Raw genomic sequence first — 13,894 nt, 5'->3', positions numbered from 1 at the left:
CCGGCACGATCCTCATCGCCTGCGGAAGCCCGTGGCCCGGCACCGAGCTCAAGCTCACCGTCACCGCCGCGACCTGGTCCGGCGTTGGCGGAGCCTGCGGGCAGCCGTCACCGCGCATGCGGTGAAAGCGGTCCTGGAGAAGCCCGCCGTCCCCTCCTGGACGGTCCTCGAATCCCTGATCACCGCGCTGCGCGGCCGGGCGGAAGACATCAGGTCGCTGTGGGAGCGACTCCAGCTCGCCAACGACCCGCGCTGGACACCTGAGAGCCCCACACAGGCACCCACCACCATCCCCACCTTCGGCTGAGCCCGGTTCCGACTCGTACCCACACGACGATCCCGGGAGTTTCAATGACCGAGTCAAGCCGTCTGCTCGGCCGGCTGGGCGGGGGTGAACTCCCGTCCGTCGCGCAGAAGGGCCCACGGAACGTTCACCCGGCGGCGGGCGAGGGCGATGAGGGCCTGGACGTGGTCGCAGCCCTCAGCGCGCTTCTTGAGGTATCGGCGATCGGGTGGTCCATGCCGGGGTCTGCCCGGGGCCGCGCCGCGCTCCTGACCGCCGCCCACCGTGACCACGAGATCGTTCGCAACCCCCACCTCACGGAGGACTGGGCTGAGTTCGCCGTTCGCTTTCTGAACCTGCTCGCCGCGGTCCAGGCCGTCCTCGGGCCGGACGTTGCGGTGGAGAACACGTTCCTCGTCGTGAAGTGGCCGTACCACTCATTCGAGATCCCCTGACGGCTACTCGGTTGGCTGGGCTGGCCGGGGCGGCACGGGCGTGACCATGGGCTCGGCGAGTGTGGTGTGCCTACCCATCACGTCGGGCGGGAAGGCTGACCAGCGGGCCAAGCCGCGTTCCTGCTGGTCAGCGATATCCGTTGTTTTTGCGGCGATTACTACGGGGGCTCCTTGCTCAGTCAAGCCCCCGTCTAGTGGTCGCTGTTGACCCGTTTGACAGTCCAGTCCCAGGTGTTCAAGCTCGTGGCGGCGGCACCGGTGGTGCTGGGCTTGTCTGCGTAGCCGGTCAGCTTGATCTCGTCGTTGGCGCACAGCGGCAGCAGGCTCGTGATCACGCACTGCTTCAGGACGACGTTGCCGTCGAAGTAGTAGGTAGCCTCCGAGCTGGCGGTGGTCCACATGTTGGTGCTGGCGACGCTTACGTCATACAGGGTTGCGGCCGCGCCCTTGGTGGCAGCTTGCACCGTGGCGGTGGTCCCTGAGGCGAGCTGCCCGTTGTTGTCCCAGCACGCGGTGATGTTGACCTGGATGAACGCGCCCTCAGCGCGGGTGAGTGCGGCGTCGTCGACCTCGAAGTAGTACTTGTCGGTGCGGCAGCCCGGAACGGTGCCCGCATGCGCCGTCCCCGCCAACGGGAGGGTGAGTCCGAAGGAAGCAAGCGCGGTGATGGTGGCAAGGGCGGTGGTGCGCAAGCGCGAAGCGATGTTCATCTGGTCCCCCTGATGTCCTTGGGATGCGGGATGCAGGTCACGTCCGCTGGAGTGGTGTATCGACGGCTACTCGGTGATCCGGTTGCAGGTTAGGCGGCGAGTGCGGTCGGGGTGGTCTCGTCGGGGGTTTGTCCCTCGATCAGGTGAAGGCGGCAGCGGCCGAGGATCTCGGAGCCGATGTAGCGTCGCTGTTCGGCCCCGTTCGTCGAGCAGTCGGCGGACGAGACAGGCACAGGTTCCTTGATCATGGAGTTGCGACGCTCTGTGATCATTGGGGAGACCTGTGCCTGTGCTGCCATTCTGGCTGACCGAACCGCTCTGGGACCAATTCGCCGCCCTGCTGCCGCAGCGGCCACAGTTCGATCCAGCCCACCCGCTGGGCTGCCACCGACGCCGGATCAGCGACCGGATCGTCTTCGACAAGCTGCTCCAAGTCCTGCGGTTCGGTTGCTCCTACGAGGCGATAGCGGACTCGACCTGCTCGGCCGCCACGATCCGAGGCCGCCGCGACGAGTGGATCGGCCTGGGCCTGTTCGCCCGCCTGAAGCAGATCGCTCTCCAGGCCTATGACCGCGTCGTCGGCCTCGTCCTCGACCAGATTGCCGTGGACGGCGCCATCACCAAGGCCCCCGGCGGCGGCGAAGCGGCCGGACGCTCACCCGTCGACCGGGGCAAGCAGGGCATGAAACGGTCCGGGATGACCGGTGGCTACGGCATCCCGCTCGGCCGCGTCCTGGCCGGCGCCAACCGCCACGACTCGCCGCTCCTGGCGCCAACTCTCGATCTCCTGGAGGGACTTGGGCCGTTGCCCGACGAGATCACCGTCCACCTCGACGCCGGCTACGACTCGGACAAGTCCCGTGCCGTGCTCGACGAGCGGAAGCTGTGCGGTCAGATCGCGCGCAAGGGGACCAAGGCGCCGGTCCAGGCCACCCGGCGATGGCATGTCGAGCGCACCCACGCCTGGCAGAACGCCTTCCACCGCCTCGCCCGCTGCTACGAGCGCCGCACCAGCGTCATCGAAGCCTTCTTCGACCTCGCCGACACCGTCATCACCGTCCGCAGTCTGATCCGCCGAGCCTGGACCACCCACCGCTGGGACACCCGCCCCCGACGCCGCCCATGACCAGCCGCCTATCTGCGCAGCCTCTAAGAGGGTGTTCGATAGGGGATTCCCCCCAACTGTCCGGCTTTGGTTCTTGCGGCGCGGACTCGGTTCCAGGATCTCGTGGCGGCCGGGTCCGTGTCCGCGATATTGATCAACTGTGACGGAACGACGCCGGTATCCCTCGGACCTGAAGGACGATCAGTGGGAGCTCATCGAGCCCATGCTGCTGGAGTGGCGACGCACCCGCGCCGAAGGACGTGAGCCCACGACCGGGCTGCGCGAGGTGGTCAACGCGATCCTCTACGTCGCGCGGACCGGCATCGCATGGCGCTACCTTCCGCACGACTTCCCACCCCACACCACCGTCTACGGCTACTTCAAGGAATGGGAACGAGACGGCACCACCGAGCGGATCCACGACACACTCCGTGACCAGCTCCGGGCGAAGAAGGGCCGCCGCATCCTGCCCAGCGCCGCGATCATCGACGCCCAGTCCGTGAAAGCCTCACCGAACGCCCCGGCCGACAGCCAGGGCTACGACGGCGGCAAGCGGGTCAAGGGCCGCAAGCGCCACATAGCCACCGACACCCTCGGCCTGCTCCTGGTTTTGATCGTCACCGCCGCCGGCGTCCAGGACTCCGCCGGCGGCAAGCAGGTCCTGGACACCCTCGCCGCCCAGTGGCCCACCGTGACCAAAGCGTGGGTGGACGCCGGCTACAACAACGCCGTCGTCAAGCACGGCGCCGCACTCGACATCGACGTCGAGGTCGTGGCCCGGGACAAGGAGCAGAAAGGCTTCGTCGTCCAGCCGATCCGCTGGCGCGTGGAGCAGACCTTCGGGATCATGTCCCGGTACCGGCGGCTCCACCGTGACTACGAGGAACTGCCGGACCGGTCACGCTCGATGATCCAGTGGGCCATGGTGAACTCCATGACCGACCGCCTGACCGCCAGCCCGGACAGAACCGGGCAATACCTCCGTCCGAAACCGCCTGCGGCAGCCTAAATCGGTATCGAACACCCTCTAAGACCGACCGGCAATAGGTGCTGGCGAGGTGGCCCGGACGGCAGAACGGGCACGGGTCCACGCGATCATGGAGTTCTCTACGCTCAGTGATCACGAAGGACAGCCGTGCCCGCGCTGCCATCTTGCCTGCTCGAACCCCTCTGGGACCAATTCGCCGCACTCCTGCCCACACGACCGGAGTTCGCTGTGGGCCACCCACTCGGCTGCCACCGCCGCAGAGTCCCCGACCGGACCGTGTTCGAACACGTGGTACTCGCACTGGTCCACGGCTCGGGCTACGAGCGCCTCTCCAGCCCCGGATGCTCGGACCGCACCATCCGTCGAAGACTCAAGGAATGGGCGGAACAAGGCATTTCCGAGGCCGTCCACGCTCTCGCGCTCCAGGCGTACGACCGCATGATCGGCCTGGAACTGTCCGAGATATCCGTCGACGGCTGCATCACCAAGGCCCCGTGCCCCGGGTTCGACATAATTCGGCAGCCTGGAGTGGCGAATCCGGGGTCTGACCTGGGCGGACGTGCTTGTGACCGCCTGGAGGGCGTTTCTCTAGGCGGTCGCGTTTCTGCTGGTCAGCGGGTTGCGGGCTGAAGCGCGACGACCTGCTTGGGGACGGGGATCTGCAGCTTCGCGAGCAGGTCCCGCTGAGGCTTCGTCAGGGCGGTGACCTGCTGGAACGTTCCGGTGGGGCCGGTGAAGGTGCCCAGGTGGAGGCGGTCGAGCTCGCGTCGGATGTGCGGCCAGGTGTCGCCGGTGGTGGTCTCGGTGATCCTGATCAGCAGGAGAGCGAGCCAGCACAGGACGACGTGGGCTCGGATGCGTTCTTCGAGTCGGTGGTAGACGGGCCGCAGGTCGATGATCTGCTTCATGTCGCGCCAGCCGCGCTCGACTTCCAGCAGTTGCTTGTTGTCGGCGTACGGCCTTGACTCCCCAACTGCGTACGCCTAAACGTCCCCAGCTATCAGGCGGTCTCTGGCGCCAGATCTTGGCTGCTTGCCAGGAGGTCCCAACCGCTCAGGCCCAGTGCACGCGGGGCCTCCGCTACGCTGTCGACCCCATGGGACAGCTGCCGGAGAGCGTAGACCGCGACATCCTGGATCACCGGATCGTCTTCGCGATCAAGGCAATCCGGGAGGTGTCGGACTGCACGTTGCACGAGGCGTTGGACGCCTTCGTCGCGCGCTACGAGGAGCTCCGCCGTGATCGACCGGACGACTTCCAGCTGAACCGCGAAGAGTACGGCCGAGGCTTCTACTCCTGACGCACACTGACACCGGTCAAGCTCGGCGGACAGTCGACGTCCAACGAGGCTGGATGTCAGGCCACTTCCGCGTCTCGCTCGATGGCCTTGAGGCGGTTCTTCAGGCGGTAACTGGGGCCGTTGATGGAGATCACGTCGCAGTGGTGGAGGAGCCGGTCGAGGATGGCGGTGGCGAGGACCTCGTCGCCGAAGACTTGTCCCCACTCGCTGAAGGTCTTGTTCGAGGTCAGGATGATCGAGCCCTTCTCGTAGCGCTTGGAGATCACCTGGAAGACCAGGTTCGCCTCGGCTCGCTCCAGGGGCTGGTAGCCGACCTCATCGACCACCAGGACGCCGGGCCGCAGGTAGGTGCCGAGTTTGTTGGCCAGGCGACCGGCTGTCTCGGCGGCCTTGAGGTTGCGGACCATGTCGTCGAGGCTGGTGAAGTAGATGGAGTAACCAGCTCGGCAGGCCGCGACCGCGAGCCCGACGGCGATGTGTGTCTTTCCCACCCCGGGCGGCCCGAGGAGGGCGGCGTTGGCCTTGGCCTCGACGAAAGAGAGGGTGGCGAGGTCCTTGACCTTGCGCGGGTCGAGGTCGGGCTGGAAGGAGAAGTCGTACTCGTCGATTGTCTTGTGGTGGGGCAGCTTCGACAGCCGCAGGCCCTGGCGGAAGCGCCGGTCGTCGCGGACGGCGAGTTCCTCGGACAGGACCAGGTCGAGGAAGTCGAGGTAGCCCATCTTCGCCTCGTCCGCCCGCCGGGTGAACTCGTTGATGGTCTCCGCCAGGTGGGGCAGGCCGAGCTTGGCGGCCGTGGTCCGGATGCGGTTGCCGGTCAGCTGGCTCAAGAGGGTTCCTTCGTCGGTCGGTTGGTGGTGAAGGGGCGGGTACCGGTCAGCTCGTCGTAGACCGACAGCGGACGGCGGCCGACTTCGATGCGGGTGATCGCGGCCCGGTTCAGCAGGGATTGCAGGGGTCCGGCTTCCCGGCCGAGAGGCCGCTCGTGGCGGGGCTGGGAGGGGACATCACCCGTGGTGGTCCGGCGTCCCTTGCCGGTGGGCAGGCCGTCCCAGTGCGTCTCCTGGACGACGCGGGCACCCCGGCCGACCGCCCTGGCGTGCATGGCCAGCAGTGTCTCGCCGTCGGTGCCGGGGACGGTGGAGTGCAGCATGATTTGCGACTTCGTGGCCCGGATCTCGACCAGCTGGCGCGGTCGCACCTTGCGGGCCGGCACCGAGTAGAGGTTGCCGCCGAAGGCGACCAGGCAGTCCTTGCCGACGGGCCGCAGGTGCCGCTCGGCCACCAGATACGGGGTGGGTGGCAGCGGTTTGAGGGCCGCGTGGTCGCGGGCCGCCCGCTCGCCGATGACTTCGCGGTGTGTCTTGTGGATCTGAGCGCGCCGGATGGGCACCCAGGCGGCGAACGCGGAGTCCATCTCCTCGATGGAGGAGAAGGCCCGGCCGGACAGGACGTGGTCGCGGACGATCAGGACCTGGCGTTCGACCCGGCCTTTGCCGGTGGGGCGGTAGGCGGCCAGGACGTCGGGGTCGAAGTCGTAGTGGCCGGCGAAGCCGACCGCCTCCGGGTGCAGCGGGACCGCCTCGCCCGGGGCGACGTGGCGGCGGACGACGGTCTTGGTGCGGTCGTAGACGATCGTCATCGGTGCCCCGCCGAAGTGCGCGAACGCCCTGCGGTGGCAGTCGAAGAACGTCTGCAGGTCCTGGCTGGTGGTGAAGCAGCAGAACGGGTCGCGCGAGTACGACAGCGTCATGTGGAAGGAGTAGACCTTGTCGATGCCCATGTGGGCGAGGATCTTGCCCTCGTCCCCCCAGTCCACTTGGGCCTGGGCGCCCGGGATCACCTCGAACCGGCGGTGCATCCCCGCCAGCTCCTTCGGTGTGATGCCGAGTTCTTCGGCGATCCGCGGGCGGGCCTCCTGGAGGTAGAGCTTGACGCGCTGGTAGTTCCCGGTGAACCCGTACTCGGTGGCCAGGCGCTCGTGGATCACGGCGGCCTTCATCAGGACCTCCGCCCGGAGCATCGAGTCGACCAGCGGCGCGAACTCGTCGATGACCCTTGCCCGCGAGCGTCCGTTCGACGACCGGCGTGGTGGGGTGGCCGGGCCCGGGGCCGAGAGGTACTTACGGACCGTCTTCCGGTCCAGCCCCGTCTCCCTGGCGATCTCCGACAGACTCATCGACCCGGAATCGAACAGGCCACGGAAACGCCTCAGTTCCAACCAGCGATGCGGATCCAGAACCACCGTCAGCCGCCCTCCGCACTCTCCTCACCGACCAAGCAGCAGAGTGTCGGGCAACAGCCCACGACGCATCAAGAAGCGGCCACGTTCATCCGTACGTGGCTGGGGACGTTCACGTGTACGCCGACACTTGTAGCCGAGCGCGATGTCCTCGGCGCTCAGGTGAGGGTCCGAGCAGCGCAGGAGGTACTTCCCGTCGAGGTTCTCCTCAGCCTTGATCTTCGCCTGGTCGATGCGGAGCTTGCCGGCCGGGGTGGCGCGAAGGTAGCGGTTCAGGCCGGGCTTGTCGGCGATCCTGCCGCGCAGTTCGCCCCGCTTGAAGTCGCTGAGCTTGTCGGTGTCGGCGATCAAGTCGGCAAGTTGGGCGACGAGTTGTTCGCGCATGTGCCGGTCACGCTCGGCCGCTTCAGGGTTGTGGCAGATCACGAACCGGTCGGTGTCGGATATCCGCACTTCCTTGACGCGCATGTTCTCGCCGACGTCCTGGTAGCGGCCCTGCCGGGACAGGGCGGCCTGCACCTCGGGGCTCCCGGAGCGGAGCTTCTCGCCGATGATGTAGGCGTGGTCGCCCTTGCGCAGGTAGCGGCGGTTCTCGGCGGAGGAGAATCCGCGGTCGGCCACCCACACGATCTTGGAGAGGGTCCAGTCCCGCATCTCGTCCTTGACCTGCCGGATCAGGGTCTGGTCGGAGGCGTTGCCCGGCCAGCACCAGCAGCGCACCGGGATGCCGTCGCGGGTGACGGCCATGCCGATGACGATCTGCGGCAGGTCGTCGCGGGAGTCCTTCGACTTGCCGTAGGTCCGGAACCCGACCGGCTTCGCGTCGCCGCCTGCCTGGCCGTCGCCCTCCAGCCTGCGGCCGGCGTTGTCGCGGGCGACCGGCTCGTCGGGCTCCTCCAGCTCGAAGTAGGTGCTGGTGGTGTCGAAGAACAGCAGGTCCACCTCCAGGTTCAGCAGGTTCGCGACCTCGTCGAACACCTGCTTCTCCAGGTCGTCCTTGACCTCGTGCAGCCAGTCCATCGCCCGGTAGCAGGTCTGTTCGCCGGCATCGGCCAGGCCGTCGATGTGCACGTCGTTCGTGATCCAGTCCGCGGCTGCGAGCTTCGAGGACGGGGCCAGCGCGCGGTTGGCGACAAGGGCGAACAGCACCCGCTCGGTCGCGGCCATGTCCCGGCGGCGACCCCGCTTGGGCTGCCCGACTCGGCCCACGATTTGATCGATCCGCAGTCGGCGCCAGAGGTGGTCGAGTACGTAGGCGCCGCCGAACGGCACCGAGGAGACGAACTCCAGGTCGGAGGCGGCGGTCGCGGCCAGGGTGTCCCCCGGCTCCAGCAGCCTCGATAGAGACGCGACCAGGCGCTTGACCGCGTCGCGGTCCAGGTCGTCCTCGCGGCCGAAGGTGAACAGCACCTTCGGCACCGCCCGCCCCTTCACCGGGTCCCACTCGTTGTGGGCTAGGTGTTCTGACCCGTGAGGTTGGGGACGCGGCTGGCGGGTGGTTTGCCTGCGAGTGCGGTGTGTCCGCGGTGGTGATTGTAGGTGTGGAGCCAGGCGGGGTAGGCGTCGCGGCGTTCCTGTTCGGTGCGGTAGGGCCTGGCGTAGGCCCATTCGTCGAGCAGGGTGCGATTGAAGCGTTCGACCTTGCCGTTGGTCTGGGGCCGGTAGGGCCGGGTTCGCTTGTGCGTGATGCCTTCGGCCGCGAGGGCATCGCGCCAGGTCCGGGAGCGGTAGCAGGAGCCGTTGTCGGTCAGCACGCGCTGGACGGTGATCCCTGCCCGGGCGAAGAACTCGCTTGCCCGGGCCCAGAAGGCGGTGGCGGTCTCCTTGCGTTCGTCGGGCAGGATCTCGCTGTAGGCCAGGCGGGAGTGGTCGTCGACGGCGTTGTGCAGGTAGCTGTAGCCGGCTTTGGAGCGGTTCTTGCGGCCGGCCTCACGGCCCAGGATCTTGTGGCCGCCGCCGTCGGGGATGTTGCCGAGCTTCTTGATGTCGACGTGGACCAACTCGCCTGGCGCGCTGTGCTCGTAGCGCCGCACCACGCGGCCGGTCGCGCGGTCCAGGTGGGCCAGGCGGGCGAGCCTGTAGCGGGTGAGGACGCGGTGCACGGTGGCTGGGTTGAGCTTCAGCAGGTAGGCGATGCGGGCCGGGCCCCAGCGGCGCAGGACGCGGACCTTGATGATCCGCCGCTCGGTGCGCGACGGGGTCCGCCGAGGGCTGCGGTGCGGGCGGCTGGAGAGGTCGCTCATACCGGCCTCGCCGAGCATGCGGTAGCGGTCCGCCCAGCGCTTGGCCGTGGTGGGCGAGACCTGGAAGCGCTCGGCGGCCCGCCGCAACGGCCAGCCGTCGTCGACTACGCAGCGGGCCAGGCGCAGGCGTCCGGTCTCGGTCAGCGGTGCGTTACGGTGTGGCATGAGGGCCTTTCTGGCTGAGGTGCAGATGTCGCAATCCACACCGAGCCAGAAGGCCCTCACTCATTTCAAGATCACCACGCCGTGAGCCCTGTCACCAACCTCCGTGATCAGTACAGCTAGGTGCAGGTACCGGACCGTCCCGGACTTGTTCTCCCGCTTCGTCGTCTTCACGTACACGACTCCAGACGATAGGCCGAAGCAGCAGGCCAGCGCAGGAGAATCAGAAAAGTCGCGTCTCTAGGCATTCTCGGGCGCCAGCACCCACCGCAGCCCGATGACCTGCACGTTCAACCCCGGAGACCCTCTAGAACCCGCGAATTACGTCGAACCCGGGCGTGCGGCGGCGAGCGTGCGGGCCGGTCCCCGGTCGACCGCGGAAAGCAGGGCCTGAAACGCTCGATCGCCACCGAGGCCCACGGCGTCCCGCTCGGCCTGGTCGCCGTGGGGGCCAACCGCCACGACTCGCCTCTTCTCGGACCAACCCTCGAGGCCGCCATCGGGCAGGTCGGGCCCCTTCCTCAGGACGTGAATGTCAACCTCGACCGGGGCTACGACAACAACAAGTCCCGAAGTCTGCTTCGGGAGTTGGGCTTCACCGGTGAGATCGCCCGCAAGGGCGTACCCGCCCCGATCCAGGCCGGCAAGCGGTGGACCGTGGAACGAACGCACTCGTGGATGAACGGCTACGGCAAGCTGCGGCACTGTACCGAGAGGAACGGCGCGGTCGTCGAGTTCTATCTCCACCTGGCCGCCGCACTCGTCACACTCCGCATGCTGATCCGCCGCGCCACCACCCGCTACCGGTGGGGCGACCGTCCCACCACACGCCGCCTCAAGTGATCCATTTGCCGGTCGGTCTTAACGTCCACTCAGAGCTGAGGACTTCGAGTACGATCCCGAAGGCTTCGACCTGGGCTGACCGCCGGCCGTTCTGGGGCATGCTGGCCGGGACACGTCCGGATGGCCGTGATCGGTCGGACTCCTTCACGCCGCAGGAGCCGCGAGAAACGGGCCCTGCCATAGAGCCTGGCGCGCGAGGGGCCAGCCGTCGCCGCCTGGTGTGTGTGGTGCGGAACCCGGGTGGTGTGTCGAAGCCCCGTTGGACGGAGGTGACTTGGAAAGGTCACCTGCCTGACGGGGCTTCGACGTGTGCCGCTGCGGCTCCGGCGGGTATCGTCGCACCGCCGTGACCCGCGCGCTCACAGGATCACCCCGGCTGTGGAGTTGCCTTTGGCCTGGGTGTGCCGGTGTCCTGCTGGTGGTTGCTCAGAAGTGGAGCATCCACTGGAAGTCGGTGTCGGCGTTGCTGACGTGGACGTGGCTGCGGGTGCCGTACGCGGTGCGGTTGTTCCAGTTGTACTCCTCGACGTCGAAGGAGCCGTCGGAGTAGACGGCGTTGACGTAGGCGACGTGGCCGTAGGTGCCGTGGACGTCGTTGACGGCGATGGCGCCGACGGTGGGGGTGGTGTTGACCGTGACGCCGACGCGGCGGGCGGCGTCGTCCCAGGTGTTGGCGTTGCCCCAGGTGGTGCCGCCCCAGGAGTTGCTGAAGTTCGGGACGCCGAGACGGCTGGCGATGCGGTAGGCGGCGAAGGCGGTGCAGTTGTCGGCGGCGAAGCCGCGGGTGCCGTGGTCGAAGTCGTCGGTGGGGGTCTGGTTGCTGCCGTTGCCGCCGCCGCTGAGGAACTGGTGGGAGGCGTTGTTGTTCTTCAGGGTGGCGTTGAGGTTGCCCTTGGCGCCGGGGGCGAAGTCCTGGCTGGCGCCGCCGTAGCCGCTTGAAGTTCCACCCTGCGCTCGGACACTCTCTGTCTACGCCGCGAGGGTGTGACCTTGCCGGTGTCGCTGGCGGATCTCGAGTGGGGTGAGGTAGCCCCACTCGGGGTGCCTGCGTAGACGCCTGCGGTTGTAGAAGGTCTCAATGAACGCGAAGACCTCCGCGCGGGCGGTCGCGCGGTCCGGCCAGATCCGCGTGCCGATCTCCTCCTTCAACACAGCGAAGAAGCTCTCGGCGGCGGCGTTATCGTAACAGGAGCCGACTCGCCCCATCGACTGCCTCATGTCCAACTTGCCTATCTCACTGCGGAATTCATTCGACGTATATTCGCTGCCGCGGTCCGAGTGAAAAATGCAGCCACGTTCCAGACCGCCACGGCCGGCGGCCATCCGCAGTGCGGCCACCGGAAGTTCGGCGCGGTGGTGGTCGGCCATCGCGTAGCCGACGACCTCGCGGGTGGCCAGGTCGATGCAGGTCGCCAGGTAGAGCCAGCCCTCCTCGGTCGGCAGGAAGGTCATGTCGCCGACCAACCGCATCCCCGGCCGGGGCGCGCTGAAGTCGCGCCCGATCAGGTCGGGGGCGAACACGGGCTTGCGGGCCTGGCGGGTCAGACCACGGCGCCGGCGGCGGGTGACGCCCGCGATCCCACGCTCGCGCATGATCCGCTCCACCTTCTTCCGGTTGACCGCCCGCCCCTGGCGGCGCAATTCCGCGTGCACGCGCGGGACGCCGTAGGCGCCGCGGGAGGCGAGGTGGATCACGGCGATCTCGGCAGCGAGCAGATCTTCGGCCCGTTCCCGGGCACGGCGGGCCTGCTCGCCGGCCCGCCAGTCGTAGAACGAGGAGCGGGCGATGCCCAAGACGCGGCAGATCCGCTTGACGCCCCAGGCGCCGTGGTGGTCCTCAACGAAACGGAAGCGGATCACCGTGTCGTCTCGGCCGCGAAATAGGCGGCTGCCTTGCGCAGGATCTCGATCGTCTTCTGCTGCTCGACCGTCTGTCGCCGCAGCCGGGTGAGCTCCTCGCGCTCCGCACTGGTCAGATCCCCGGGCCGGCCCTCGCCCCGGTCGGTGCGGTCCTGCTTGACCCAGCCCCGCAGCCCCTCCGGGCTGACCCCCAGCTCCCTGGCGATCTCGGTGACGTTCCGATGCGGCGACGAACGAACCAGCGCGACCGCGTCCCGCTTGAACTCCGCCGTATACCGCTTACTCATGTTGCTCTTGGTTCCCACCTGAAACTGCTTCCTCCGGGCTCACATGTCCCAGTGTCCAGGTGTCCGAGCCGAAGGTGGAACTTCAGCTGTTGTAGTAGACGCGGACGGTCTGCCCGGTGCGGTTCCACACCGATGCGGCGTTGTTCTTGACGCAGATGCCCTGGCCGTTGCCGGCGCCCTTGAATTCGTAGCAGGTCGGCTGGGTGGCTCCGTAGTCGCTGAGGGAGCCGGTGAAGTCGGAGACCGAGCCGGCCTCGTCGCTGTTGTAGTAGTAGCAGAACTCTCCGGCGTCGCAGACTCCGTCGCGGGACGCGGCGAAGGCGGGGGTGGAGGTGGCGCCGATGAGGGGAACGGCCATGGCCAGTGCGGTGCCGGCGACGGCGAGCGTGGTGCGTATGTTCTTCATGGTTTTCTCTTTTCGTGACGTGTCATCGACGGGTGTTTCGCTCGTGCTGGGGTGGTGCCGTGCGCGGTCAGTGGGTGCGCTGGTACTGCTCCCAGGTCTGGATGGGGATGCGGGGGCCGTCGTCGGCGCCGTGGTTGGCCAGGCCGTTGAGGCCGAGGTAGTAGTCACCGGTCTGGTTCTGGGCCTGGGTGGAAAGATCGGTGTCGTTGATCGCCGCGGCGTGGATGTGCCACGGCCAGTCGCCCTGGCTGGGGTTGCGGACCCAGGCGGCGAATCCGACCTGGCGCAGTGCCTGGGCGACGGCGGTGCGGGTGCTGCTGGACATGCCGTCGACGTTGATGTCCACGACGCCGCCGCCGTCGTGGGTGCCGGCGGAGGTGGGATCGCCGCCGGGGTTGTAGGAGCCCTGGTCCAGGGTGAGGCGGAAGCCCAGGAGGCGTTCGGCCTCGGTGAGCATGTTCTGGGTGCGGGTGTTGACGGTGTATCCGTCGCGTTGCAGGTGCGCGCCGGGCCCGATCTGGTGGGTGAGGGTGTATCGGCCCTGTCCGAGTGCGGTGAGGGAGGAGGCGCCGGGCAGTCCGTTGGCGGCCAGGCCGCTGTAGCCGAGGGAGCGCTGGAAGGCGGCGTAGGCGGTGATGGTGGTGGTGCCGAAGTAGCCGTCCACCCAGCGGGCGTCGAGGAGGCCGCGGGCCTGCAGGGCCTGCTCGACGGCCAGGACCGAGTCATGGGCCCCCGGGGTCAGCGTGTTGTCGGGGCGTCGGGGATCGATCTGGGCAGCCAGAACAGTGGCTTCCATGTCCACCGCGGGCAGCGCGGTGGCGGTGGGCGCCGATGCCTCGGCGGGGGGCGGCGGGGTTGCCGCGTGGGCCTGTGCGGCGCCCAACACCAGGCCGCTCAGGACGGCGACGGCCGTGAGCAGTCGGGTTGCGGCGTTCTGGGTCTTGATGACGGATGCCATGCGGTGCTTCCTTCTGGTTCGGTGGAGGATCGGCCCTGACCTTGTCCCGGTGTCG

Annotated in this window: 14 protein-coding genes and 5 pseudogenes; 6 read left to right on the top strand and 13 right to left on the bottom strand. The window is 67.9% G+C overall.

Annotated features, from left to right (window positions below; genetic code table 11):
• The first annotated feature begins 121 nt into the window (after positions 1-121).
• Positions 122-307, top strand: a complete 186-nt coding sequence (locus ACSMTC_RS00615; protein ID WP_436557621.1) for a hypothetical protein — start codon at positions 122-124, stop codon at positions 305-307.
• A 53-nt stretch (positions 308-360) separates the two neighbouring features.
• Here ACSMTC_RS00615 and ACSMTC_RS00610 read toward each other — a convergent pair.
• The 3 genes and pseudogenes from ACSMTC_RS00610 to ACSMTC_RS00600 form a co-directional block, all read right to left on the bottom strand.
• Positions 361-510: pseudogene (locus ACSMTC_RS00610) on the bottom strand (IS110 family transposase); the annotation flags it as partial.
• 419 nt (positions 511-929) lie between these two features.
• A complete protein-coding gene (locus ACSMTC_RS00605) occupies positions 930-1,448 on the bottom strand; it encodes a hypothetical protein (RefSeq protein ID WP_436557620.1) in 519 nt (172 codons plus the stop codon).
• An 89-nt stretch (positions 1,449-1,537) separates the two neighbouring features.
• On the bottom strand, positions 1,538-1,681 hold the full coding sequence (locus ACSMTC_RS00600) for a hypothetical protein (RefSeq protein WP_436557619.1): 144 nt from the start codon (positions 1,679-1,681) through the stop codon (positions 1,538-1,540).
• A 50-nt stretch (positions 1,682-1,731) separates the two neighbouring features.
• Between ACSMTC_RS00600 and ACSMTC_RS00595 the strand changes: the two genes are divergently transcribed.
• From ACSMTC_RS00595 to ACSMTC_RS00585, 3 genes and pseudogenes are all read left to right on the top strand, one after another.
• Entirely contained in the window at positions 1,732-2,574 is an 843-nt protein-coding gene (locus tag ACSMTC_RS00595) for an IS5 family transposase (RefSeq protein WP_436557618.1), read from the top strand.
• A gap of 139 nt (positions 2,575-2,713) precedes the next feature.
• Positions 2,714-3,562, top strand: a complete 849-nt coding sequence (locus ACSMTC_RS00590) for an IS5 family transposase (protein WP_436557617.1) — start codon at positions 2,714-2,716, stop codon at positions 3,560-3,562.
• Positions 3,563-3,688: 126 nt separating this feature from the next.
• A pseudogene (locus ACSMTC_RS00585) lies at positions 3,689-4,045 on the top strand (transposase); the annotation flags it as partial.
• Between the two features lie 107 nt (positions 4,046-4,152).
• Here ACSMTC_RS00585 and ACSMTC_RS00580 read toward each other — a convergent pair.
• Positions 4,153-4,485, bottom strand: a pseudogene (locus ACSMTC_RS00580) (IS1634 family transposase); the annotation flags it as partial.
• A gap of 152 nt (positions 4,486-4,637) precedes the next feature.
• Between ACSMTC_RS00580 and ACSMTC_RS00575 the strand changes: the two are divergent.
• The gene (locus ACSMTC_RS00575; protein ID WP_436557616.1) at positions 4,638-4,841 is read left to right on the top strand and encodes a hypothetical protein; all 204 of its coding nucleotides are present in this window, start codon (positions 4,638-4,640) and stop codon (positions 4,839-4,841) included.
• A 56-nt stretch (positions 4,842-4,897) separates the two neighbouring features.
• Here the strand turns inward: ACSMTC_RS00575 and istB are convergent, their stop codons facing one another.
• The 4 genes and pseudogenes from istB to ACSMTC_RS00555 all read right to left on the bottom strand — a co-directional run bounded on the left by istB (position 4,898) and on the right by ACSMTC_RS00555 (position 9,488).
• Positions 4,898-5,668, bottom strand: coding sequence for an IS21-like element helper ATPase IstB (gene istB, locus ACSMTC_RS00570; protein WP_436557615.1), 771 nt, complete (start codon positions 5,666-5,668; stop codon positions 4,898-4,900).
• Positions 5,665-7,017 (bottom strand): IS21 family transposase, encoded by a 1,353-nt coding sequence (gene istA, locus ACSMTC_RS00565; RefSeq protein WP_436557614.1) that lies wholly within the window; start codon positions 7,015-7,017, stop codon positions 5,665-5,667. The genes istB and istA overlap by 4 nt, the downstream gene beginning before the upstream one ends.
• 186 nt (positions 7,018-7,203) lie before the next feature.
• Positions 7,204-8,538: pseudogene (locus ACSMTC_RS00560) on the bottom strand (IS1634 family transposase); the annotation flags it as partial.
• Complete coding sequence (locus ACSMTC_RS00555) at positions 8,535-9,488, bottom strand: IS481 family transposase (protein WP_436557613.1); 954 nt, start codon at positions 9,486-9,488, stop codon at positions 8,535-8,537. The gene ACSMTC_RS00555 and the pseudogene ACSMTC_RS00560, both read right to left, overlap by 4 nt.
• A 336-nt stretch (positions 9,489-9,824) precedes the next feature.
• Here ACSMTC_RS00555 and ACSMTC_RS00550 point away from each other — a divergent pair.
• A pseudogene (locus tag ACSMTC_RS00550) lies at positions 9,825-10,328 on the top strand (transposase); the annotation flags it as partial.
• A 426-nt stretch (positions 10,329-10,754) separates the two neighbouring features.
• Here ACSMTC_RS00550 and ACSMTC_RS00545 read toward each other — a convergent pair.
• The 5 genes from ACSMTC_RS00545 to ACSMTC_RS00525 all read right to left on the bottom strand — a co-directional run bounded on the left by ACSMTC_RS00545 (position 10,755) and on the right by ACSMTC_RS00525 (position 13,839).
• Positions 10,755-11,066 (bottom strand): CHAP domain-containing protein, encoded by a 312-nt coding sequence (locus tag ACSMTC_RS00545; RefSeq protein ID WP_436564562.1) that lies wholly within the window; start codon positions 11,064-11,066, stop codon positions 10,755-10,757.
• Between the two features lie 231 nt (positions 11,067-11,297).
• Positions 11,298-12,188 carry an IS3 family transposase gene (locus ACSMTC_RS00540; RefSeq protein WP_436557612.1) on the bottom strand — a complete coding sequence of 297 codons (891 nt, stop codon included), beginning with the start codon at positions 12,186-12,188 and terminating at the stop codon, positions 11,298-11,300.
• Positions 12,185-12,475, bottom strand: a complete 291-nt coding sequence (locus ACSMTC_RS00535; RefSeq protein WP_436557611.1) for a transposase — start codon at positions 12,473-12,475, stop codon at positions 12,185-12,187. The genes ACSMTC_RS00540 and ACSMTC_RS00535 overlap by 4 nt, the downstream gene beginning before the upstream one ends.
• Before the next feature lie 82 nt (positions 12,476-12,557).
• Positions 12,558-12,881, bottom strand: a complete 324-nt coding sequence (locus ACSMTC_RS00530) for a peptidase inhibitor family I36 protein (protein WP_436557610.1) — start codon at positions 12,879-12,881, stop codon at positions 12,558-12,560.
• Between the two features lie 67 nt (positions 12,882-12,948).
• Positions 12,949-13,839, bottom strand: coding sequence for a peptidoglycan-binding domain-containing protein (locus ACSMTC_RS00525; protein WP_436557609.1), 891 nt, complete (start codon positions 13,837-13,839; stop codon positions 12,949-12,951).
• Between the last annotated feature and the right edge of the window lie 55 nt (positions 13,840-13,894).

The sequence above is a fragment of the Kitasatospora sp. HPM-01-4 genome (assembly GCF_051374625.1).
Taxonomy (GTDB): Bacteria; Actinomycetota; Actinomycetes; order Streptomycetales; family Streptomycetaceae; genus Kitasatospora.
Note: the sequence above shows the minus strand (reverse complement) of the source record. Positions and strands in the feature narration are given on the sequence as shown.

Excerpts from the sequence above, each read along its gene's own strand:
- ACSMTC_RS00605 (WP_436557620.1), bottom strand. The coding sequence starts at position 1,448 with ATGAACATCGCTTCGCGCTTGCGCACCACCGCCCTTGCCACCATCACC.
- ACSMTC_RS00575 (WP_436557616.1), top strand. The coding sequence starts at position 4,638 with ATGGGACAGCTGCCGGAGAGCGTAGACCGCGACATCCTGGATCACCGG.
- istA (WP_436557614.1), bottom strand. The coding sequence starts at position 7,017 with ATGAGTCTGTCGGAGATCGCCAGGGAGACGGGGCTGGACCGGAAGACG.
- ACSMTC_RS00555 (WP_436557613.1), bottom strand. The coding sequence starts at position 9,488 with ATGCCACACCGTAACGCACCGCTGACCGAGACCGGACGCCTGCGCCTG.
- ACSMTC_RS00535 (WP_436557611.1), bottom strand. The coding sequence starts at position 12,475 with ATGAGTAAGCGGTATACGGCGGAGTTCAAGCGGGACGCGGTCGCGCTG.
- ACSMTC_RS00530 (WP_436557610.1), bottom strand. The coding sequence starts at position 12,881 with ATGAAGAACATACGCACCACGCTCGCCGTCGCCGGCACCGCACTGGCC.
- ACSMTC_RS00525 (WP_436557609.1), bottom strand. The coding sequence starts at position 13,839 with ATGGCATCCGTCATCAAGACCCAGAACGCCGCAACCCGACTGCTCACG.